Here is a 23,591-nt window from a genome sequence, read left to right as displayed (position 1 = left end):
CATCCTCCTCTACCTATGATTTTTCGCCCGCTGTCCGAGCTGACTTTTTAACAAGTCAAATTGTAAATCGGTATATTGTTTAAGCGTAAATTCCTTTTGTAAAATCCAGCGCCTGAAGCCCCACATCTGCCCTTGGATGAAGATATTGTTCGTAATAATCGATAGCTCTTGCTCCGATAAGGCTGGGTAACTGTTTTGAATCACCTTTTCTAAAAGAGTTACCATTTCCTTTTCCTTATCTAAAACGTACTCCTGCGCATCCTTTGGTAAGGCCTTTAGTTCCTGATAAAGGACGAGTACTTCATCCTGCATGTCATCCATCAATTGAAAATAAGATTTGACCGCCTGATGTAAAGCTTCTTCCGACGTTTCCTGCGTATCAATGACCGCTTCCATCCGGGCCTTCACCTCGTCGTAAATCGCATCACAAACGAGGAAAAGGACATCTTCTTTTTTTCGAATGTATTCATAAAGCGTCCCGATTGAAAACCCCGCTGCTCTGGCGATTTCTCTTGTCGTCGCACGGTGAAAACCTTTTTGCTTAAAAAGCGAGACCGCTCCTTTTTGAAGCTCCTCGCGACGCTGCTCTATTAATTTTTCATCTTTAACCGATGAAACGATGTGTTTAACCATCCGATTCACCCACTCTTTTCCATTCCGACAGCCATTTTTGCGCTAGCTGATACGGATCATTAACCTGTTTAAGCTCTTGTCGTTTGGATTTATCTTGCTCAATCATGTGATGCACATCTTTCCATAAGGCTTCTTGGATCAATTCATACACTTCATAGCGTAGTTGTTCTTGGCGTTTTTCCTGGCCAGCTTCGGTTTTATCTAGGTATTCTCGATGCGTCTCGAAGGCATCAAATAACTTAGTAAACCCGAAGTTTTCGTTCACACTCGTTTCGACCATGATTGGCTCAAACCCCCGGTGGCCGGCAATATGAATAAGATCCTTTAACGTGTTTTTAAGCTTTTTCACACCCGGTAGATCGGCTTTATTTAAAATGAAAAGGTTTGCGATTTCCATAATCCCTGCCTTGAAAATTTGCAGGATATCACCACTATTTGGGGTTAACATCACCGCTGTTGTATCCGCGACCTTCATAATATCAAGCTCCGACTGACCGACGCCGACGGTTTCAACGAAAATATAATCAAAACCATATGCATCACACGCTCGAATCGCATCCTTCGTCGCTCGGGCTAACCCTCCGAGGCTACCGCGTGTTGCCATACTGCGGATAAAGACGTCTTCATCCGTAAAGTGTTTATGCATACGCACGCGGTCACCGAGGAGCGCACCGCCACTAAACGGACTTGTTGGATCAACGGCAATCACTGCAATGGTATAGCCTTTTTCTCTTAATAGCGTTATCATCTGATCAACGAGCGAGCTTTTACCCGCGCCTGGCGAACCGGTAATTCCAATATAGTGTGCAGCCTTTTTCTTTTCGTTGAGTGCACTCATGAGGCTAAGCTTATCTGGGTGGTCATTTTCGATTAAGGTGATGGCTCGAGCCAGTGCCCGCTGATCTTGATTAGCGATTCGTTCTGCCAGTTGATCCATTCCGTGCTTCATCCTTTCGCTAGGAAAATTGTTTAAGTTGTGAGTTTTTTTATTCAAGTTAGACCGATTGTTGTTTAAGTTTACTGATTCATTGTTTAAGTTTTAGCGAGAATTATTTAAGTTTATAAAAAATTACTTCGTTACCATGCGTCCAATGACTAAGCGTTGAACTTCTTGTGTTCCTTCGTAAATTTGTGTAATTTTCGCATCGCGCATGAATCGTTCAACCGGATAATCCTTCGTATAACCGTAGCCTCCGAAGACCTGAACCGCTTCAACGGTCACCTTCATCGCGGTATCACCGGCATAAAGTTTTGCCATGGCGGATTCCTTTTGGTACGGTATACCTTCTGACTCATTATATGCGGCTTGGTACGTTAGCAAGCGGGAAGCTTCTACTTGTGTCGCCATGTCCGCTAGTTTAAAGGAAATACCTTGGTTATGGGCAATCGGTTTTCCGAATTGTTCACGCTCTTTCGCATAGTCTGTTGACGCATCCAGAGCACCTTGGGCAATTCCGACTGCTTGAGCGGCAATACCATTACGTCCACCATCAAGTGTCGTCATTGCGATTTTGAAGCCTTGACCTTCTTCGCCGAGTAAGTTTTCTTTAGGCACACGGCAGTTTTCAAAAATTAGCTCGGTCGTTGGAGAGGAACGAATGCCTAGCTTCTGCTCTTTTTTACCGAATGAAAAACCATCTGTGCCTTTCTCTACGATAAACGCTGAAATCCCTTTGTGCTTCGCATCGACATCCGTTTTTGCAAATACAACATAAATGTCTGCGACGCCACCGTTTGTAATCCATACCTTGTTCCCGTTTAACACATAATGGTCGCCATCTAATTTTGCCGTTGTTCGCATGGATGCGACGTCACTGCCGGCACCTGGCTCAGATAAAGCATAAGCACCTAACGCTTCACCTGTTGCGAGACGTTGCAAGAAGTTATTCTTCTGATCTTCGTTGCCGTACGTATAAATCGGCCAGCTAGCTAGTGAAATGTGTGCCGATAGCGTAACACCTGTTGAAGCGCAGACACGCGATAATTCCTCAACCGCGATCGCATAGCTGACAAAATCAGATCCGATTCCGCCATACTCTTCAGGCCAAGGAATACCCGTTAAGCCAAGCTCAGCCATTTGATCAAAAATTTTGCGATCAAAACGCTCCTCTTCGTCCCGTTCAGCTGCTGTTGGAGCGACTTCATTTTCTGCGAAATCGCGGACCATTTTACGCAGCATTTCCTGCTCTTCTGTTAATTGAAAGTTCATCTTGCATTCCCCCTATTTCAGTAGTTGTCTGCTAATCACGAGATTCTGAATTTCAGTTGTGCCCTCATAGATTTGGGTAATCTTTGCATCTCGCATAAAGCGTTCAACTGGATAATCTTTAGTAAAGCCATAGCCTCCATAAACTTGAACCGCTTCAATTGACACATCGACCGCTGTCTGTGACGCAAGTTTTTTCGCCATCGAGGCTTCCTTCGCACTGTCAATCCCCGCTTCATGCCGTGATGCTGCATTATAGATTAATAGTTTGGACGCCTCAACGGCCGTTGCCATATCAGCCAGTTTAAACGATACGCCTTGATGGTGAGCAATCGGTTTACCGAATTGCTCGCGTTCTTTCGCATAGTCTGTTGCTGCCTCTAATGCCGCTTCTCCAATTCCTAGTGCCTGGGCACCAATACCAATACGACCGATATTCAAGTTGGATAAGGCAATTTTATAGCCTTCACCTTCCTGTCCAAGCAGCTGACTCGCTGGTACGCAACAATTATCAAAGGTTAAAGGAACGGTTGCCGATCCGTGTAATCCCATTTTTTCTTCAGACTTCCCAATTTCAAATCCTGGCGTATCCTTTTCAACAATAAAGGCTGACATACCTTTAGAACCTGCATCCGCATCGGTTTTCGCAAACACGATATACGTATCGGCATATCCGCCATTCGTAATGAAAATTTTCGAGCCGTTTAGGACATATTCATCACCATCTTTAACCGCTCGTGTTTTCAGCGACCCCGCATCACTTCCTGCTCCAGGCTCCGTTAATGCAAAGGCACCTAAATACTCACCCGTTGCTAGCTTTGGAATGTAGTGATTCCTTTGTTCTTCTGTTCCGAACCGATAAATCGGGAACGTCCCAACCGAGGTATGAACGGACAAAATAACGCCTAATGTGGCACTCACCTTCGACAGCTCATGGATGGCGATGATGTACGAAACATAATCCATCCCAGCGCCACCGTATTCATCGGATACAGGAATACCCATGAGGCCGAGCTCGCCCATTTTTTCTATGATTTCAACTGGAAAACGGTCCTCTGCTTCCATTCGTTCAACAGCTGGAGCGACTTCATTCTGTGCAAAGTCGCGCACCATTTTTCGCATCATTTCTTGCTCTTCGGTGAAATTCAAGTTCATCGTGCTGCCCCCCCTTATTCGTACACATAGAAGCCGCGACCTGATTTTTTACCCAACCAGCCTGCACTTACATATTTTTTCAGTAACGGACAAGGGCGGTACTTCGTGTCGCCAAAACCTTCGTATAATACTTCCATAATGTATAAGCACGTATCTAGGCCGATAAAATCAGCAAGCGTTAACGGCCCCATTGGATGATTCATGCCGAGTTTCATCACTTCGTCTACCGCTTCTGTCTCAGCCACACCTTCGTACACTGTATAAATCGCCTCATTAATCATTGGCATAAGTACGCGGTTCGATACAAACCCTGGATAGTCATTCACTTCAACCGGCGTTTTCCCTAACGCTTTTGCCGTTTCTTCGACTGATTGATACGTTTCATCTGATGTCTGAATCGCCCGAATCACCTCAACGAGCTTCATGACTGGTACCGGGTTCATAAAGTGCATGCCGATCACTTGATCTGGACGTTCGGTTACTGCGGCAATATCCGTAATTGGTAGTGATGATGTATTAGTCGCCAAAATCGCATGCTTTGGTGTGATTTGATCGAGCTGTTGGAACACTTTTGTTTTTACGTCCATGTTTTCGACGACAGCTTCAATCACTAAATCTCGGTCGCTTGCATCGTTTAACGACGTCGTTGTGGTCACACGGTTGAGTGTCTCTGTTTTTTCCTCTTCCGTCATACGTCCTTTTTCGACGTTGCGTGATAAAAATTTCTCCATCGTTGCTAAGCCTTTTTGTAGTGCTTCTTCTGATAGGTCATTTAGCTTCACGTCAAATCCTGCTTGCGCGAATACCTGCGCAATCCCAGACCCCATCTGACCTGCTCCAATGACCATGACATTTTTGATTGTCATAAAATCCCCTTCCTTTTCTGTACTTTTTCAAATGACGATTTTACTGCTTCGGTACTTCGATTAGTAGGGCGTCACCTTGACCACCGCCTGAGCAAATCGATGCAATACCCAAACCGCCACCGCGACGTTTTAATTCATACGCTAGAGTTAGCACGATGCGCGCACCACTTGCTCCGATTGGGTGACCAAACGCAACCGCACCTCCATTGACGTTTACTTTTTCAGGATCTAAACCGGCAATTTTGCCACTTGCAAGTGAAACCGCCGCAAACGCTTCATTCACTTCAAATAAATCAATGTCATCTAAGCTGTAGCCTGTTTTTTCTAGTAATTGATTAATGACAATTCCCGGCGTTTCAGGAAAACGATCCGCTTCAACCGCGACTTCTTCGTGTCCGATAATCGTTGCCAACGTTTCTTTTCCTTCTGCTTTTGCTTTTTCCTCTGACATTAAGACCATGGCAGCTGCACCATCATTAACGCCTGGTGCATTACCTGCCGTAATCGTGCCATCCTTATCAAAGGCTGGACGAAGCTTTGCTAGCTTTTCAGATGTCGTACCTGGGCGTGGTGCTTCGTCTGTATCAACCACAACTGGTTCTCCCTTACTCTGTGGTACTTCTACTGGAACAATTTCTTCTGCTAGTTTTCCTTCATCAATTGCTTTTAACGCACGCTCATGGCTTCTCGCTGCCCAGTTGTCCTGATCCTCACGGGATAGTTCAAACTTGTTAGCTGTACGATTTCCGTAAGTCCCCATATGCACATTTTCAAATGAACAAGTCAATCCATCATGAATCATCATATCAACGGCCTTATTATCGCCCATGCGCATGCCCCAACGCGCATTTGGTAAAAAGTATGGTGCATTACTCATGCTCTCCATACCACCGGCCACAATCGTTTCTTCTTCACCTAAACGGATCAGGATATCACCTAACGCCACACTGCGCAGACCGGATGCACAGACTTTATTAATCGTTTCTGTTTTCGTCTCCCAAGGTATATCTGCATGTCGCATCGCTTGACGTGACGGAAGCTGACCTTGGCCACCTTGTAATACCGTCCCCATAATCACTTCTTGCACATTTTTTCCTTCAATCGAAGCACGCTTAAGCGCCTCTTTAATCGCAATTCCTCCTAATTGAGCAGCTGTCAGTGGCGCCAACCCACCACTAAATTTACCAAAAGGTGTTCTCGCACCCGCTACAATAACTGTTTTAGACAACGTAATTCCTCCCTTTTTTCGTCTATGTAAACGCTACCACCATTATAACATATTTCCGACTGAACGCTCGCTCAATATGTGATTTTTCTTAATAATTTGTCTTATGGATGGCTGTGTTCCGTTGCTTTTAAGGAAAATTTGTGGCCTTGGTGTCCGAGTTCTCTATCTAATTGTCCAAGTTTTCAATCTGAGTGGCCAAGTTGATCGTCCGAGTGGCCAAGTTCCGTTCTAAGTGTCCGAGTTATCCACCTGAGTGGCCAAGTTTGTCTTTTAAAAAAGGCAGTTATTGAACTTTTCTAATTAATAAACTTGTACTCACTCTAATAAAATGATGAAGAGGGGGGTACAAGATGAGAAATAGTCGTGGAAAAGGTTTTATAATCATTGTATTTGCAGGTCTAATTGTTGTTTTACTCATTTTTAGCTTATATCGATTATTCTACTCTGCAGAAAATCAAGCGACTGAAGCTGTCCATCAATTTTACTCCCTCGAACAAGACGGAACCTTCTCTGAATCATGGGAGTTATTTCACCCTCTTATGCAGCAAAAGTTCGACAAGGCTTACTACATTCAGGATCGTGCACATGTCTTTATGAATCATTTTGGCGTGTCTACTTTTTCGTATTCTTTAAGTGACGCAACTAAAGTTTCGAATTGGATGATGGATAGTGATACGGAACCGATCGATGAAGTCTTTCATTTTACCGTCTATCAAACATATAAAGGAAAGTATGGGAAATTTACGATTGCGCAAGATGTTTATGTCACCGAAGTAAAAGATGAGTGGAAAATTTTATGGAACTATAATAAATGAATCCCGCCGAGGCGGGATTTTTACATTCTAACAGGGATATTTCTGACTACTAACCAAATTAACCAAAGCGTCAACCCGGAAACAAACATGGATAATATTATTGTAAATAGAAATGAGAAATTTGTTTCATCTAAGTTAATCCCAAAATATGAAACACTTTCTCCCCATCCCCAATCAAATATAACTTGAATTGAAAGCGCTAATAATATAAAACCTAATCCTTTTAACCAAGCATAACGATAAAAGCCTAAAGTAATAAACCATCCTATAATATAACTAAAAAATAATGCGGTAACATATTCTGCATATGTTGTTAAAACAGCAGAACTGATCGAAATAGAAGGATCTATGAGTTGAAATGCGATCGTTTCAAGTAATGATAGTAACACGGTTGCTATGAAAAACGATCCAGTCAAGCCGATTAAAGAAAAAATGGTTCCCTGATAATAATCCCTTCTTGAAATACCATGCGAGACCATGGGCCCTAAAAATGCATAGGTTGAAAACAGCCCAATCACAAGCATATAAACCACCGTGACATCGGCTGAGAAAGAAATAAAAGGTTCAATAGGATTCAATTCATCTCTAAAACTCGCTAGGACGTAATAACCCACTCGTGCAAGGATTAAGAACACCATAAACCAAACCGACCACTTCAATTGTTCCAAATACATTTCTTTTGTAACTAATTGATGTTTTTTCATATTCATCACCATCCTGAAGATCTCACATTTTAATTCGAATACGTCTAGTTATTGACCGGATGCTAGTTAACAAGATTATAAATAATATGACTGAAGAAATGAGTGAGAAAGCAATTGACGGGTTATCCACATTAAATGGTAGCCATTTAGCTGCACCCTTCAAAAACTCAACTTCCCAAATATGGTCATTCAATCCTATTAGGATAAAAGATATACCAATAAATACGAAACCGATGACCCATCCATATCGGTAATAGCCGATACTGATAAACCAACCGATATAGTACATGATTAGAGATGAAATACTATAGTAAAGGGTAACTGCTGTCCAGTTTCCCGAAAACTCTCCAAGTAGTGAGTGCACTGCCTCTGGCTTAACTAGACTGTAATCAAGGAAAGTCATCACTAACGCTGCGAATGTTAATACCACGGTTAATCCAACTGCTGAAACACTCCCACCCATGAAATAATCTTTTCGCGTGACACCATTCTGAATTAATCTAGGCATAAAGCTATAAGCACTGAGAATCCCCAGAGTGAGCATAAATATGGTTACAGAGCTATGTGAAAATGTTATAAAATCATCTCTTTCAAAGGCATAAATTGTTGAAAGAATGGCAAGTCCAATGTGAATGAGTGTGATGACTAAAAAGTAGATAGCTGCCCACTTCAATTGTTCATACATCATGTGTTTGGTTACTTTTTTCCAAATCATTAAGATTCTCCTCCCGTTAGGTGGATAAATAAATCTTGTAAAGAGATTGGTTGAAGATCTAACCCTTGTTGTCTAGCTTCAGCCTGTTCTTGTTCAGTTAGCGTTTCATAAACCATAACAGCTTTTGTACCACCTAATTTTTCCTCATTTAATATCTCTTTTCCATTGACGAAATGATCGACCGATTCAGCAGCACCTGTAATTTCTACACCTCTATTAATCAACGTGTCATAGTCTTCATGAAGTAGTAGCTCCCCCTGATCGATTATGACAATTTCGTCGAATAAATGATCCATTTCTGAGACGAGATGCGTTGATAAAATGATCATTCTTGGGTGGTTCGTTTGGTCCTCAAGCAATTCCTTATAAAAAATCGACCTTGTCGGTGCATCCATTCCTAAATAGACTTCATCAAAAATCGTAACCGGTGCACGGCTCGCTAAACCAATTGCGGCATTGACTGCTGATTGCATCCCTTTTGATAGTTTCTTTACTGATTTCTTTAATGGTAGCTTAAATCGTTCCACTAAATGCATTGCATACTCTTCGTCGTAGTAAGGGCGAAACTTCTTTACATGATCAAGCATCGACTGGACTGTGTAATCAAGATCTTTATTGTTACTGTCATAGACTAAAAAGACATCCTGCATAACTTTTGGATTTTCAAAGATTTTTTCTTGATTTGCTTCTAAAACCCCCCGTGATACATCACGAAAAGCAGCCAAAAGCGATAAAAAAGTTGTTTTACCAGCTCCATTTCGACCGATCATTCCAATAATTTTATTACCCTCAAGTGAGACCGAAATATCATCTAATGCTTTGAAATCTTTATAAAAAACCGATACATTTTGTGCTTTAATATTATAAGTCATTTAAATCACGACCTTTCACTTTTTTGATCATTTTAACTATTTCACTTTCAGATATATGCAACTTATCTGCTTCTTGAACGAGTTGAACAATGTATGAGTCTAAAAAAGCTTCCTTACGTTTATGAATCAATTTTTCTTTCGCTCCTTCCGCTACGAACATACCTACCCCTCGTCTTTTGTATAATATCTCTTCATCTACTAACTGGTTAACACCTTTGGATACAGTGACATGATTTATTTTGTAAAAGTTAACGAGTTGATTCGTTGAAGGTGCTTGATCGCCTTCTTTCAACTGTTCGTTTAATATTTGGTCTTCAATAATCTCCCGGACTTGTTGGAAGATGGGCTTGTCTTTGTCAAATTCCTTATTCAACCAGAATCACCACCTGAACGTTTCTCTATTATTTATATGGTTATATAGTTAAGTATATAACCATGATACCATAAAAGAATTTTGTGTCAATTATTTTTAGGTTATAGGCTGTTTTCACAAAGTTTTCGCTATAATCATCGCAGTAGAAATACACTTCGCTTTCCGCGGGCAACGCTTCAGCCTCCTCGTGAGCTACCGCTCACTGCGGGGTCTTCAGCTGTTGCTTTTCCCGCAGGAGTCTTCGTGTATTTATACTGCTTGTGGAGGTCTATAATATAAAATTATCTATTTTAAAAAACAATCTTGTAGAAACCAACCTAAATTAAAAACGCACACAGAATTAGTGTTCTGTGTGCGAATCAAATAATATATTATTTTAAAACTTGACCTTGATTCCTGCAGGGTCTTCCACTACATAATGTCCTTCCGCTTCACTGACTTGATCACTCAAATTTTCTTTCGCTTTTTGCCGATCTTCTTCTGTCATTTTAACGGAATACCAATTTAGACCGATATCGTTTTCTAACTTTTTCTCTCCATTTCGGCTATTCCAGACGTTCATGCCAATATGATGGTGATATTTTTGATCGGCCATAAAGAGCGCCTGTGGTCCATATTCGGCTACTACATCAAAGCCTAGTGCTTCATAAAATGGTTGAACGGATGCTATGTCATGAACTTGTAAGTGGATATGTCCGATTTTACTGTCTTTCGGAAAGCCGTTCCATCCTTCATCTGTTCGTTCTTGTAGTATTCCATTCACGTCAAGTGGAATCGTGTCCATTTCGACTCGTTCATTGTTCCATTTCCATTCATTCGGTTCACGATCACGGTATATTTCAATGCCGTTCCCATCAGGGTCTGCTAAATACAACGCTTCGGAAACACGATGGTCTGATGCACCTTGTATAGGTAATTGGTTTTTCCAAAAATAATAAACGGCATTAGCTAAATCTGAACGGGTTGGTACGAGATAAGCGACGTGAAATAATCCGGTTTTTCTTCGATCTAACGGATTGACTGATTCTGGTTGTACCAATGTCAGGATCGGTTGTTCACCATCAAAGGTCATAACGGCTTTGCGATCACCATTTTCTAAAACTTGCATGCCTATTGTATTTGAATAAAAGTCTATCGATCGTTGTATATCGGATACATTGAGTGAAAGCTGATCAATGTATTTTGTCGGTAGTTGATGATAATTCATGTTACCACTCACTTTCCTGTGTGTTAACATTACTATATCACAAATCGACATTACTTAAAATAAATAAATTACAAAAAGTAACCTAATAAACCAAAAATAGACCCAAGAGCTTTAAAGCCCTTGAGTCTATCTCAACTCGTATTACTCAGCCACAGCTGGTTCTTCTTGAGTGACACCAAGTTCATGAAGGTATACACCATGACTCTTAGAATCAGAGTGCATGTCATAATTAACAACTCGGTTGTTAGCTGGTAATAATAGTGAACGATATAAAGTAGGGAATACTGGAATTTCCTCTACCATTAGTTGTTGCCATTCACTATAGATTTGTTGACGGGTCTCAACATCAAATGCTTCTTCAGAAATACCCTCTTGTAGTAAGCGATCGTTTTCCTCACTAGCATAACGTGGGTAGTTATATGGAGCTGTACGTCCATATAAACCTGAAGGGTCAACATCATAACCTACACCCCAAGCACCTTGATAAATATCAATTGCTTGGTCATCGTTTTCAACACGTTCATAGAATGAGTTAAACTCAATTAGGCGTCCGTCAACTAATTGTACGTTTAAGCCAACTTCGCCCCATTTTTGAATGTAGTAACGAGCTAATGGTTCCGCTGTGTCTCCACCAGACATTGAAGCAAAGTTAATGACTAACTCTTCACCTTCTGGCGTTTCACGCATTCCATCACCATTAACATCTTCATAGCCAGCTTCATCTAAAATACGTTTAGCTTCTTCTTGGTCATAAGTTGGTGCTTCAATTGAATCATCATGCCAATCTGGGTGAGAAGGTGGAATTAACGTTGTTGCATTCCAACGCAGTCCGTTATAGAATCTCTCACCTACTGCTGAGTTATCCACTGCATGCCACATCGCACGACGTAAGTTTACATCTCCCATTTTCATGTTTTCAGGATCATAAACAACTTCGCCTGCTTCTTCATCCCAATGACCTAACTTGAATCCAATGTAAGTGTATGCTTGGTCAACTCCACCAACGAATTCAACGTTAGGCATATCAGCATTTGCAGGGTATTGATCAACTGGGAAAGTTGATACTAAATCAACGCCACCCGTTTCTAATTCATTAACAACGACGTTAGGGTTGATTACTCTAATTGTTACACCGTCAAGGTTTGGTGCACCTCTCCAGTAGTCTTCATTTGCAACCATTGTAACTGATTCACCCGGTACGATTGATTCAACTTTGAATGGACCAAAGCCGATTGGGTTTTGACGTACCGCGTCAGATGCAGCCATATCTGCAATTGGAATACCCTCAAAAATGTGTTTAGCTAGTGGGTAACCCCAAATACCACCTGTTAATAGAGATGGTGTTAGTCTTTCATAGTGAAATGTGATGGTTTTCTCATCCACAACTTCAATACCTGCGATTGAATCTGCTTCACCATTACGGTAAGCATCGATTCCCTCTAATAAGTTAAAACCAGCAGATGCACCACGAGGCCCATCGTATTCTGGATGCGAAATAACTTCATAAGCGTAAGCCCAGTCTTCTGCTGTTACAGGCTCACCATCATGCCAGTTTACATTTTCATTAATCGTAAACGTAATCGAAGAATTCTCTTGATCTACTTCAAAAGTTGCAGCACCTTCTTGTGTAGCATTAAAGTTTTCGTCATACGTTAGTAATGACTCATCAAACCATTCTAAAATCTCAGCATCATGAGTTCCAGAGTAGAAAGCCCAATTTAATGTGCCTTCAAACGCTGTGTCAGTTACTAAACCGTAAGTGATTTCTCCTCCATCAATTGGCTCTCCATCATTGGAGACTCCTTCGCTGAAGTCATCAATACTATAAATTTGGTCACCATCAGCTTCAGATTCAGGTTCTTCTTCTGATGATTCTTCATCTTCTGATCCTTCTTCAGATGACTGTTCAGAGCTGTCACCTTCGTTATCTGAAGGCTCTTCTTCGCTTCCTTCATCGTTACAAGCAGCGATCAGAAGCATAAAAGCGAGCATTAAGACAAATAGAAATTTGCCAAATAATGACTTGCTCATGTGTAAATTCCTCCCCCTATTTTTTGTTCAGTCATAAGACTGTTGTTAATGTATATACTCAACGCCGGTTCAATTAAGAACCAACATCAGTATCAATGATTCATTATGCCCTTCTTTGTCGGGCATCTGCAGCACGCTTTAAGGCTTCTCCTACGTTACGAACAGCTAGCATTAACACTAATATTAATATAGCTGCCGGTAACCAGATCCACCAGCGCTCCTCTAAAGTTACAGGGTTTGTAGCATAACTCAGTAATGTACCTAGACTCGGTGTATTTTCTGGGAAACCAAAGCCCAAGAACGATAACCCTGATTCAATTCCTATATTTGCCGCTAGGTTTAGCGTCATCGTTACGACAATTAAGGACGTAATATTCGGTAAGACCTGTTTAAAAATAATACTAAAATGTGATGACCCTAATGTTCGAGAGGCTTGAGCATAATCAAGCTCCTTTTCCTGTAAGGCTTTCGAACGTATCAACCTGGCGATTCCCATCCATAAGAATGCTGTCATAATCAATGAAAAGGATAGGGTCGAATATTCGGGTACAATTGAAACAAACACGATAATCAACATCGTACTTGGTAATACCATAAAGAAGTCTAATATACGCATTAGAACGTTATCGATATGTCCACCAAAGTATCCTGATACGACACCGACTACTATCCCAATAAAACCTGACAATGCTGTAACTAAAAACCCAATCCATAGTGAGTTTCTTGTTCCTATGATTAATTGTCCAAAAACATCACGTCCACCGTAGTCTGTTCCTAAAATAAAGTCTCCACCTGGTGGCTGATGAATCGCAAATAAGTCAACTTTAACAACCTGCTCTTTATCTAGAATTAACGAGACTGTAAATACAATCGCTGTCACAAGTACAAAGAAAATAAGTGAAAATAAAGCTAACTTATCCTTTAAAATTTCTTTCCAAAATATCTTTATGCCTGATGGCGTTTTTTGAATGACTTGTTCTTGTTCATTTTGAGTTTGCTTCTCTTCCATTCTCGGCTCACCTCCTAAGATGTCAATCCATTATTTAATACGAATACGAGGGTCTACAATACTCAAGATAATATCTGATAATAGAGCCCCGACAATAGCCCCTACACCTGTGATTAATACTAGTGCTGTTACAACAGAGAAATCCCGTTGTAAAATTGATTCAATGAATAAATTCCCCATTCCAGGGTAGGCAAAAATTTGTTCAATGAATATCGTTCCATTAATTAAGTTAACAATCTCGTATCCAAAGAACGCGGCAATGGGTAAGATTGAGTTTCTAAAGATATGCTTATTGTATACTCTTCGCTCTGGAGCACCCTTTGCTCTCGCAGTTAAAATAAAGTCCTTCTGCTTCGTATCAATAATTTCACTTCGTAAATATTGCACTGTTCCTACTGTACCAATCAACGCGATGGCCAAGGATGGCAGCAATAAATGTTGTAGTTTACTTAGGATATACTCCAATGTTCCTGGTTCCAATCCAGGTTCTACGGATCCACCTGTTGGGAACCAACCGAGCATAAAACCAAATACCCATAAAGATACTAGTCCGAAAATGAATATTGGTGTTGCAAATCCGATATAGGTATAACCCGTAATTAATTGGTCAATAAGTTTATCATTATAACGACCACTAATAATTCCTAATGGTAGACCAATAGCATAGATAAAGAATACGGAAACTAATGATAACCAGAATGTATTAACGATTCGTTGCCATACAAGTTCGGATACATCCATTTTATATCTAAATGACTCGCCAAAATCACCTTGTACAGCACCTGCTAACCAATCTTTATACTGAATATACCAAGGATTATTCAGCCCTAGTTGTTCACGCATCTCTTCTTTACGTTCAGCCGAAATATTAGGATCAATCAGTCCAGTTAAAGCATCCCCTGGCATCTGCTTAGCTAACCAGAAGATGATAATACTAAGTAATAAGATTTGTGGTGCACTGATTAGTAAACGTCTTACGGTAAATTTCCACATTGTATGATCAACCTTTCTCTGGTAACGCTACTCGATGTGTATCGGTAATAGGTTTTAATTGATATGCCAAGCCTTCTTCATTGAAATAATCATAATAAGAATTAGAATACTCATCTTTGACTCGTTCACGGAAATCGATATTCTCTTTTCGATTCCTCGGATCAATATCAGGAATTGCTGCCACGAGTCGCTTCGTATAAATATGTTGTGGATCGTTGAAGATATCTTCCTTCAAGCCTTCTTCTACAAAGCGACCGTTGTACATAATTCCTATTCGATCACACATATGTTTAACAACACCCAAATCGTGGGAAATAAATAAATAAGTTAAATTTAATTCCTTTTGGATTTCTTGCATAAAGTTCAATACCTGTGCCTGAACGGAAACATCTAACGCGGAAACCGGCTCGTCCATGATGATTAACTTAGGCTTTAATGCAATAGCACGGGCAACTCCGATACGTTGTCGTTGACCACCCGAGAACTCATGTGGATATTTCACCATGCTTTCCGGGCCTAATCCTACTCGGGATAATAATCGTTGCACGGTTTCTTTCTCTTCTTTTTTAGACATTTTTTCATAGTTTCGTAGTGGTTCTGCAACAATGTCTAAAACGCGTTTACGTGGATTTAAACTTGAATATGGGTCTTGGAAAATCATTTGAATATCTTTACGAATATCAACTTTTTGACCTTTTTTATCTGCGTTTAATAATTCACCATCGTAATAGATTTTTCCTTCTGTAACATTGTTCAAGCCCATAACTGCTTTCCCAGTTGTCGTTTTACCAGAACCAGACTCACCAACTAAGCCATAAGTTTCACCTGGTTCAATGTCGAAACTGACACCGTCAACGGCTTTAATATCACCTATTTTTCTGTTAAAAACTCCACCGCGTACGGGGAAATAAACTTTTAAATCCTCAACTTTGAGTAATGTCATGGCTCTGATCCTCCTTGTTCTCTTCTGGGAAGTAGAAATGCTTATAGCATGTACAACGAACAAAGTGACCTGGACTAATTTCATGAAGCTCTGGATGTTCTTCATGTACGTCATCGTCAATCCAAGGCATCCTTGCACTAAAACGGCACCCTTCACGCGGTAAATTTTTTAGTGATGGTACAATACCGTGAATAACATGAAGTCGATCCTGTTCATCCTCTAAAAGTGGGATGGAACTTAATAACGAGCGTGTATAAGGGTGTTGCGGATTGTTAAATAACATATCAACATCAGCAACTTCTACAATTTGCCCAGCATACATGACAGCTACTCGGTCCGCCATTTCAGCTACAACACCTAAATCGTGTGTAATTAAAATAACACCAGAATTTAAATCATTTTTAAGTTCCCGTATCAAATCTAGTATTTGCGCTTGAATCGTAACATCTAAAGCTGTCGTAGGTTCGTCAGCAATTAACAGTTCGGGTTGGTTGGCAATCGCAATCGCAATAATAACACGTTGTCTCATACCACCGGATAACTCATGTGGGAATTGGTTATAAACATGCTCCGGTCTAGGTATTTCAACTCGTTCCAATAATTCAACAATATATTCCTTGCGCTTAGCTTTCGGAAGTTTACTGTTATGCAAAAATAATACTTCGTCAATTTGTCTTCCAACTTCCATTAAAGGATTAAGAGCCGTTAATGGATCTTGGAAAATCATCGATAATTCTTTCCCGCGAATTTTATTAAGTTTTTTAGGGGGTAAATTCGCAATGTCGTTCCCTTTAAATAAAATTTCGCCTTCGATTTTTGCACGATTATGAAGTCCCATAACAGAAAAAGCTAGGGCGCTTTTTCCTGAGCCTGACTCCCCAACAATGGCTAAGACTTCATTTTCATTAACTGTTAACGAAACATCGTCAACAGCAGCGTAATACTCTTCCCCGATTCTGAATGATGTTTTTAAATTTTTAATTTCTAATAATGGATTACTCAACTTAATCACCCTAATGTTATATTTTCTCGATGACTTTAGGCCTAAGGGTTAAATATAACCAATTTTGCGAAAATTTGTACTTAAAAAATAAAGTCTTACACTTGTCTATATTGGTAGGTAAGAATACTTAATCTTATCTTGCCTGTTAAGTGCTACTATGTCTCTGACTCCGCCTAAAATGCTCGTCAATCAACAAGTTCTTTATAGTAACCCAAAAATAAGTCTATTCGAGAATCCCCATAATATTTGTCAGATAAGTTTAATATCTTTTATTTTAAGAAATCTGTCATCAAATTGCAACATCTTTTTTATACTTTTCTAAAAATAAGCAATATAAAAAATTGGTAATAATGCCGTGCAATTGGCATTTTTAGTCCTTTTCTCTATAATCTTTAACATTTTAAAGAATTAATATAGGAAATTTTATGAAGGGGGATTTTTGATAAAAAATTTAAACGGACTTTTATAAAACTATAATACAATTTACGGGTTCATAATTGAGGTGGATAGCACTGATAACTTACGCCTACAACAGTTAAATCGTAGACTTATTAAATCACAATATATTGGGAAACATTATGAAGAGGTGATGATATGAATAAGGAAGAATTAAAATTAACATCTGGTGAAATAGGTACATTATGGGGAGAATATGTAAATGGCACCGCTATTGATATTGTCAATAAGTATATGTTGTCCATTATTGAAGATGAGAAAATAAGATTACTGTTCGAAGACGCTATAAAAATATTTGGTACACAAAAAAGGCAAATAAAACTATTCATTGAAAACGAGGGTTTTCCCGTTCCATATGGATTTACTGAATCAGACCTAAATAAAGATACCAAAAGGTTGTTTTCTGACATTTTCTGTTTACATTATTTGAATATCATGACGCTTCACGGTTTATTAGGCCATTCGACATCGCTTAGTTCTTCAGTTAGGAAGGATTTAAGACACTTTTACGAATCATGTATTAATGATGGAATCAGTATGTACCACCGAACAACTGAATTATTATTGGAAAAGGGACATTTTCAAAGAGACCCTTATTTTTACCCTGAAAAAAATCCTGAGTTTATTTCTGGACAAAAATTTATCAATGGTTTTTTTGGGGACAATCGTCCTTTAGCTTCAACAGAAGTTATTGCTCTTTCTCTTAATATAAAAAAGAAAATAATGGAGAAATCCCTTTCTATCGGTTTTAGTCAGGTAACACAATCAAAAGAGGTAAGGAAATTTCTAAAGGGTGCCCAAAATGCCTCAAATCAACAAATTAAATCACTGAGTAAAATACTGAAAGGAGATAATTTGCCTGTTCCAATGTCTTGGGAATCAGAAGTGACAAATTCTCAGGATTCACCATTTTCAGATAAACTTATGTTGTATCATATTGGTTTTTTATTACAATCTTCACAAGCATACCATGGGTCTGGTCTTGCTACTGCAATGCGAACAGATTTGGTTACAACTTATGAGAAAATAATTTTGAAAAATTTAACGATCACAAAAGAATGGTTCAATTTAATGACCAAAAACAAGTGGTTAGAAGAGCCGCCATTGGCTCCAGACAGGAAAGGAATTGCTAAGGACAAGTAATATTTAATTGAAATGCTACATATCAATAATAAACGTCCCAATTCATATATGAAATGGGACGTTTATTATACTGCTAATGATAATCTTGCCTCAAATTTGAACTCCTTATCAATCAAGATTTTTCAACTATATTTAGGCTGGTTGGTCAATTTTGGCTGGCTCACCAAAAATAGAACGTTCTAATACTTCTGCGACATCTTGTGTTGTTACATCGTCTTCTACTTCTTTAGCCTTCGTTCCATCTGTTAACATGGTTAAACAATAAGGGCAGGCACTTGAAATGGTGCTCGGCACTACCTCTAAAGCCTGTTCTGTACGAGCGATGTTTACACGGTTACCTGTTGTTTCTTCAGACCACATCATACCGCCACCAGCACCACAGCACATACCGTTTTCTTTGTTACGTTCAATTTCGACATATTGTACGCCCGGTATGGACTCTAGGATAAAGCGAGGTGGATCATACACTTCGTTGTAGCGTCCTAAATAACAAGAATCATGATACGTGATTTTTTCATTAATCGCTTGTTCCGGTTTTAAGCGACCTTCATCAAGTAATTGCGCTAACAACTCAGTATGGTGATAAACCTCCGCCTCAAATCCGAAATCCGGATATTCATTCTTGAAGATGTTATAAGCGTGAGGGTCAATCGTAACAATCTTCTTCACATCATTTTTCTCAAATTCTTTAATGTTTTTCTCGGCTAACTCTTGGAATAAAAATTCGTTTCCTAAACGACGAGCTGTGTCTCCGGAGTTTCGTTCCTTATTACCTAAAATCGCGAATTTTACACCCGCTTTATTCATGAGACGCGCAAAGGCTAATGCAATTTTTTGGCTCCGGTTATCATATGAACCCATTGAAGAAACCCAGAATAAGTATTCGAATTCTTCGCCTTCTTTTTTCAGTTCTTTAACTGTAGGGATGTGAAGCGTTTCATCAGTTTCTCTCCAGTTTTCACGATCTTTCTTAGAAAGACCCCATGGATTACCTTGACGTTCAATATTCATCATGGCACGTTGAGCTTCAGGGTCCATTTTACCTTCAGTCATAACTAAATAACGACGAAGATCAATAATGGTATCAACGTGTTGGTTCATAACCGGACATGCGTCCTCACAGTTACGGCATGTTGTACAAGCCCAAAGCTCTTCTTCTGTTACAACATCGCCAATTAAGTCTTTTTCCATCACTTGTTGCGCTAATGAACTATTAGGATCAGCTGCTATCTGGTTTCCTTCAGTACCTGCAAAGGCATAAGAAGGCACCCAAGCTGACTTCCCTGTTACAGCAGCTCCTTTTTCCGTTAAATGGTCACGTAGTTTTACGATAATATCCATTGGTGACAGCATTTTACCTGACCCTGATGCCGGGCATACATTGGTACAACGACCGCATTCAACACAAGCGTATAGATCTAATAATTGTAATTGGTCTAGGTCTTCGATTTTTCCGACACCGAATGTAGGCTCTTCATCTGATTCTTCCATTTCATCAATATCAAAATCAATCTTTTTCAGCTTACCATGCTGCTTATCCTTCGTTAAAAAGACGTTTGCTGGTCCAGCTAATAAGTGTGCGTGTTTAGATTGTGGTACATAAACTAAGAAGCTTAATAAAGCGATTAAGTGAATCCACCACATAACGTAGAATAATACTGCACTAGCAGTTGGACCCATCCAACCGAAAACAACAGCTAATGATGATGCAACTGGCTCTGTCCATGTTAAATCATGGCCGTGCCAAACGATCGCAGCACCGTTACCTGCTAAAACCGATAACATGAGTGTCGCAATGAAAATTAATACAAGTCCTGCTTTAAAACCTCGTTTTAATCGAACAAGTTTTTCAATATAACGGCGATAAAACGCCCAAACAACTGCGACTAATATCGTTAATGTAACAAGCTCCTGGAAGAAGGTAAAACCCGGATAAAAAATCCCTAGTGGAATGTGTGAATCAGGTGCTAAACCTTTCCAAATAAAATCAATCGCACCGAACTGAACGAGTAAAAACCCGTAGAACATCATGACGTGAATCGCACCAGATTTTTTATCTTTTAATAGTTTCTTTTGACCAAACACAAACGTCAAAATATCTCGGACGCGTTGTTTCATGTTCTGGTCAAATTCTGCTTTTTTTCCTAATTTAATATAGGCAATTCGTGTGCGTACGACTTGCACAAATAGGAAAATCCCGTAAGCGGTTACACTTAAGAAAGCAAGCCAGTTAATCCATAATAGTGTCTCCATCTTTGTCCCCCCACCGAAGTTTCTTTTCATTGTATCATGAAAAATATAAATTCCATGAAAATTCTTTCTGTTACTTTAATTATACAATGAATGAGCATTCAGTCAACGTTAAAATCGTATAAGGTTAATTCTTTATTAACATACTACATTGGAAAGGGGGAGCGATCGTGTGGGTATTAATCGTCGTCATCATCCTTGTTATCGTTACCATCATCATTCTACAACCGACTGAGAAGGTTTCAGTTAAAACCTATCCTAAACGCACTGGTGACATAAAATTTTTTTGGAACGGGAAACCATTATATAAACAATTTTTTGATGATATACAAGAAGCGAAAGATTATGTTTGTATTTCTTTTTATATCGTGAAACGGGATGCCTTCAGTGATCGGTTTATGGACTTACTAACTTACGCAAGTGAACGAGGCGTTTCAGTCTATCTAATGATTGACCTTTTGGGATCCTATACCATTAGTCGAAAAAAAGTCGAACGGCTTAGACGTTCAGGAGCAAAAGTCTGCTACAGTAACCCATTACGGCTACGTTCCTTATGTCAGTCCATAAACAATCGAAATCATCGTAAGTTTTCAATTATTGACGGGAAAACGGCTTATATCGGTGGCTATAATATCGGTGATGAATATATTAATGATACTTCAAATTTCCCCTTATGGCGGGATTATCATATAAGGATAACGGGTGATGTCATCCAAGATATTTTGGATGTTTTTACGGGAGACTGGGAGCGGAATACTCAGGAGAATTTAGATTTACCAGTAAATACGGTTAAATCGGGTGATGTCACGTGCCAAATTACACCTTCCGCGGGAGGAACGCTCCAAGCTACCTTTAAGCAATTGATTCATAGTGCCAAACATTCGATAGAGATTGGATCACCTTATTTTATCCCAAGCGAGGAGATTATTCAGCTCTTAGAACAAAAAGCACGCGAAAAGGTGGACATCACGATTCTTTACCCCCATCAATCTGATCATTTGTTTGTAAAAGAGGCATCCACATCCTATTTAATTCGGATGGAAAAAGCCGGGGCGAATGTTCGTTTATTCACGAATGGGTTTTATCATGCAAAGGTAATTTTTATCGATCGTTCGGTTTGTGATATCGGAACTGCAAACTTCGACAGGCGAAGCCTTTTCAGTAATGAAGAAATTAATTTTTTTATATACGACAAAACTAAAACGGAAGAGATCTATCGTTATTTTGAAAAGGATTTACAAGACAGTATGCCCTTATATGAAGACTGGATCAAGCACCCTAATCCACTTACGTATGGCATTAGAAAAAATTTAGCCAAACTACTTCGTCCGCTTTTATAACATCAACCCTAAAGTTGGTGTTATTTTTTTGGTTTTCACAAAGTGTTACTATAGCCACCGCAGTTAAAATACACTTCGCTTTCCGCGGGCAACGCTTCAGCCTCCTCGTGAGCTAACGCTCACTGTGGGGTCTTCAGCTGTTGCTTTTCCCGCAGGAGTCTTCGTGTATTTCAACTGCTTGTAAAGATCTTTCCATATAAAATGATTTATTAAAACAGCAATCTTTTCGAAAACAGCCTATTTTTTGATTATATGGGGTTGCGTTTTATCGTAAAAACGAATATTATATTAGTTGTTGTTTAAATTGTTCGTTTTTAGGGAGTGTGTACATGAATTTTCAATTAAAAGAGAGGCAAACGACGATTAAAACGGAGATTATAGCTGGGATCACCACTTTTTTAACGATGGTATATATCGCGTTTGTTAACCCTTCCATTTTAGGGGATGCAGGAGTTCCATTTGAGCAAGTGTTTCTAGCCACGATTATTGCAACCGTGGTTGGTACGCTGTGGATGGCGTTATTCGCTAACTATCCAATTGCTGTCGCGCCTGGCATGGGGTTAAACGCCTATTTCGCCTATTCAGTTGTGGCAAACAATCCGGAAATCAATTACAGCATTGCTTTTGCTGCTGTCTTTGTTTCAGGTCTTTTATTCATCATTTTATCTGTTACACCGCTTCGAAAGATTTTAATCGAAGCTATTCCGGAAAACCTAAAGTACGGTATAACGGCTGGTATTGGTTTATTCATCGCCTTTATCGGTTTCCGTTTAACAGGAATTGTTACAGCTGATCCTGTTAATCTAGTTAAATTAGGTGATTTAACGAGCCCTTCAGCAGCCCTAGCACTTACTGGCTTAGCCATTACGATTATTTTAATGGCGTTGAATGTGAAAGGTGCTATTTTTTACGGTATTGTTGTAACAGGGGCTGTCGCCTTTTTCACCGGACAGTTACAGTTTGATAACGGCATCATGTCGATTCCATCCTTTGAGCATGGTTTGGCTGTTGTTAATCCATTTACAGCCATTGGCGATGTCATTCAATACAGTCTTTATACGGTTGTTTTTTCATTTTTAATCGTGACGTTATTTGATACGACCGGCACGATGATTGGTGTCGCTCAACAGGCTGGATTAATGAAAAATAATAAGTTTCCTCGCGTTAGACAAGCATTACTCAGCGATTCAGTAGGTACAACGGTTGGGGCGCTGTTCGGTACAAGCCCGACAAGTGCTTACATTGAATCATCGTCAGGTGTTGCTGCTGGTGGTCGTACAGGGTTGACTACCTTAACCGTATCGATTTTGTTTTTATTGGTCTTGTTTTTCTCACCACTCGTAGAAGCAGTCGCTAATTTATCAGCGATTACGGCACCAGCATTAATTATTGTCGGAAGTTTAATGATTAGTAATATTGCTAAGATTGATTGGGACCAAATTGATGAAGCGTTCCCGGCGTTTTTAATCATTTTGATCATGCCTTTTACATCAAGTATTGCAACTGGGATCGCGTTTGGATTTATCGCCTACCCCGTTATGAAAATCGTGATGGGTAAAGCGAAGCAAGTTCATTGGTTATTGTACATTTTTGCACTACTGTTTTTATATCAATTGATCTTTTTGCCGCATTAATCCCAAAGTGAACCC

The 23,591-nt window shown here is 39.6% G+C and carries 21 protein-coding genes; 4 read left to right on the top strand and 17 right to left on the bottom strand.

Features of this window, described 5'->3' with window-relative positions:
- Nucleotides 1-9: 9 nt before the first annotated feature.
- From BLP77_RS02160 to BLP77_RS02135, 6 genes are all read right to left on the bottom strand, one after another.
- Nucleotides 10-633, bottom strand: a complete 624-nt coding sequence (locus BLP77_RS02160) for a TetR/AcrR family transcriptional regulator (RefSeq protein WP_093855454.1) — start codon at nucleotides 631-633, stop codon at nucleotides 10-12.
- The gene (gene meaB / locus BLP77_RS02155) at nucleotides 626-1,570 is read right to left on the bottom strand and encodes a methylmalonyl Co-A mutase-associated GTPase MeaB (RefSeq protein WP_093855453.1); all 945 of its coding nucleotides are present in this window, start codon (nucleotides 1,568-1,570) and stop codon (nucleotides 626-628) included. The genes BLP77_RS02160 and meaB overlap by 8 nt, the downstream gene beginning before the upstream one ends.
- Nucleotides 1,571-1,702: 132 nt before the next feature.
- Nucleotides 1,703-2,842, bottom strand: a complete 1,140-nt coding sequence (locus BLP77_RS02150; protein WP_093855452.1) for an acyl-CoA dehydrogenase — start codon at nucleotides 2,840-2,842, stop codon at nucleotides 1,703-1,705.
- Between the two features lie 12 nt (nucleotides 2,843-2,854).
- Nucleotides 2,855-3,994, bottom strand: coding sequence for an acyl-CoA dehydrogenase (locus tag BLP77_RS02145; RefSeq protein ID WP_093855451.1), 1,140 nt, complete (start codon nucleotides 3,992-3,994; stop codon nucleotides 2,855-2,857).
- A gap of 14 nt (nucleotides 3,995-4,008) precedes the next feature.
- Complete coding sequence (locus BLP77_RS02140; RefSeq protein WP_093855450.1) at nucleotides 4,009-4,860, bottom strand: 3-hydroxybutyryl-CoA dehydrogenase; 852 nt, start codon at nucleotides 4,858-4,860, stop codon at nucleotides 4,009-4,011.
- A 40-nt stretch (nucleotides 4,861-4,900) separates the two neighbouring features.
- A complete protein-coding gene (locus BLP77_RS02135) occupies nucleotides 4,901-6,088 on the bottom strand; it encodes an acetyl-CoA C-acetyltransferase (protein ID WP_093855449.1) in 1,188 nt (395 codons plus the stop codon).
- Between the two features lie 350 nt (nucleotides 6,089-6,438).
- Here BLP77_RS02135 and BLP77_RS02130 point away from each other — a divergent pair, with 350 nt between their 5' ends.
- Nucleotides 6,439-6,903 (top strand): hypothetical protein, encoded by a 465-nt coding sequence (locus tag BLP77_RS02130; protein ID WP_245686778.1) that lies wholly within the window; start codon nucleotides 6,439-6,441, stop codon nucleotides 6,901-6,903.
- Between the two features lie 20 nt (nucleotides 6,904-6,923).
- Here the strand turns inward: BLP77_RS02130 and BLP77_RS02125 are convergent, their stop codons facing one another.
- From BLP77_RS02125 to BLP77_RS02080, 10 genes are all read right to left on the bottom strand, one after another.
- Nucleotides 6,924-7,607: a hypothetical protein gene (locus BLP77_RS02125; protein WP_093855448.1), complete on the bottom strand. Its 684-nt coding sequence runs from the start codon at nucleotides 7,605-7,607 to the stop codon at nucleotides 6,924-6,926.
- 22 nt (nucleotides 7,608-7,629) lie between these two features.
- Nucleotides 7,630-8,322, bottom strand: a complete 693-nt coding sequence (locus tag BLP77_RS02120; protein WP_093855447.1) for a hypothetical protein — start codon at nucleotides 8,320-8,322, stop codon at nucleotides 7,630-7,632.
- Complete coding sequence (locus tag BLP77_RS02115; RefSeq protein ID WP_093855446.1) at nucleotides 8,322-9,194, bottom strand: ATP-binding cassette domain-containing protein; 873 nt, start codon at nucleotides 9,192-9,194, stop codon at nucleotides 8,322-8,324. The genes BLP77_RS02120 and BLP77_RS02115 overlap by 1 nt, the downstream gene beginning before the upstream one ends.
- Nucleotides 9,184-9,567 (bottom strand): GntR family transcriptional regulator, encoded by a 384-nt coding sequence (locus tag BLP77_RS02110; RefSeq protein ID WP_093855445.1) that lies wholly within the window; start codon nucleotides 9,565-9,567, stop codon nucleotides 9,184-9,186. Before BLP77_RS02110 ends, BLP77_RS02115 begins: the two co-directional genes overlap by 11 nt.
- Before the next feature lie 376 nt (nucleotides 9,568-9,943).
- On the bottom strand, nucleotides 9,944-10,774 hold the full coding sequence (locus BLP77_RS02105; protein WP_176752931.1) for a VOC family protein: 831 nt from the start codon (nucleotides 10,772-10,774) through the stop codon (nucleotides 9,944-9,946).
- A 141-nt stretch (nucleotides 10,775-10,915) separates the two neighbouring features.
- On the bottom strand, nucleotides 10,916-12,805 hold the full coding sequence (gene opp4A, locus BLP77_RS02100; protein WP_093855443.1) for an oligopeptide ABC transporter substrate-binding protein: 1,890 nt from the start codon (nucleotides 12,803-12,805) through the stop codon (nucleotides 10,916-10,918).
- A 103-nt stretch (nucleotides 12,806-12,908) separates the two neighbouring features.
- Entirely contained in the window at nucleotides 12,909-13,814 is a 906-nt protein-coding gene (locus BLP77_RS02095) for an ABC transporter permease (protein WP_093855442.1), read from the bottom strand.
- A 30-nt stretch (nucleotides 13,815-13,844) separates the two neighbouring features.
- Nucleotides 13,845-14,807, bottom strand: coding sequence for an oligopeptide ABC transporter permease (gene opp4B, locus BLP77_RS02090; RefSeq protein WP_093855441.1), 963 nt, complete (start codon nucleotides 14,805-14,807; stop codon nucleotides 13,845-13,847).
- A gap of 7 nt (nucleotides 14,808-14,814) precedes the next feature.
- Nucleotides 14,815-15,750, bottom strand: a complete 936-nt coding sequence (locus BLP77_RS02085; RefSeq protein WP_093855440.1) for an ABC transporter ATP-binding protein — start codon at nucleotides 15,748-15,750, stop codon at nucleotides 14,815-14,817.
- Nucleotides 15,731-16,753 (bottom strand): ABC transporter ATP-binding protein, encoded by a 1,023-nt coding sequence (locus BLP77_RS02080; protein WP_093855439.1) that lies wholly within the window; start codon nucleotides 16,751-16,753, stop codon nucleotides 15,731-15,733. Before BLP77_RS02080 ends, BLP77_RS02085 begins: the two co-directional genes overlap by 20 nt.
- 594 nt (nucleotides 16,754-17,347) lie before the next feature.
- On the opposite strand from BLP77_RS02080, the gene BLP77_RS02075 reads away from it, so the two are divergent.
- Nucleotides 17,348-18,352 carry a DUF3231 family protein gene (locus BLP77_RS02075; protein WP_093855438.1) on the top strand — a complete coding sequence of 335 codons (1,005 nt, stop codon included), beginning with the start codon at nucleotides 17,348-17,350 and terminating at the stop codon, nucleotides 18,350-18,352.
- A 132-nt stretch (nucleotides 18,353-18,484) separates the two neighbouring features.
- On the opposite strand, the gene BLP77_RS02070 is transcribed toward BLP77_RS02075, so the two are convergent.
- A complete protein-coding gene (locus BLP77_RS02070) occupies nucleotides 18,485-20,605 on the bottom strand; it encodes a (Fe-S)-binding protein (RefSeq protein ID WP_093855437.1) in 2,121 nt (706 codons plus the stop codon).
- Nucleotides 20,606-20,772: 167 nt separating this feature from the next.
- Between BLP77_RS02070 and BLP77_RS02065 the strand changes: the two genes are divergently transcribed.
- Both BLP77_RS02065 and BLP77_RS02060 read left to right on the top strand, forming a co-directional pair.
- Nucleotides 20,773-21,942, top strand: a complete 1,170-nt coding sequence (locus BLP77_RS02065; RefSeq protein WP_093855436.1) for a phospholipase D-like domain-containing protein — start codon at nucleotides 20,773-20,775, stop codon at nucleotides 21,940-21,942.
- Between the two features lie 329 nt (nucleotides 21,943-22,271).
- A complete protein-coding gene (locus BLP77_RS02060; protein WP_093855435.1) occupies nucleotides 22,272-23,576 on the top strand; it encodes an NCS2 family permease in 1,305 nt (434 codons plus the stop codon).
- Nucleotides 23,577-23,591 lie beyond the last annotated feature (15 nt).

The organism is Tenuibacillus multivorans (assembly GCF_900103915.1).
Lineage (GTDB): Bacteria > Bacillota > Bacilli > Bacillales > Alkalibacillaceae > Tenuibacillus > Tenuibacillus multivorans.
This window is presented reverse-complemented; position numbering and strand designations above follow the sequence as displayed.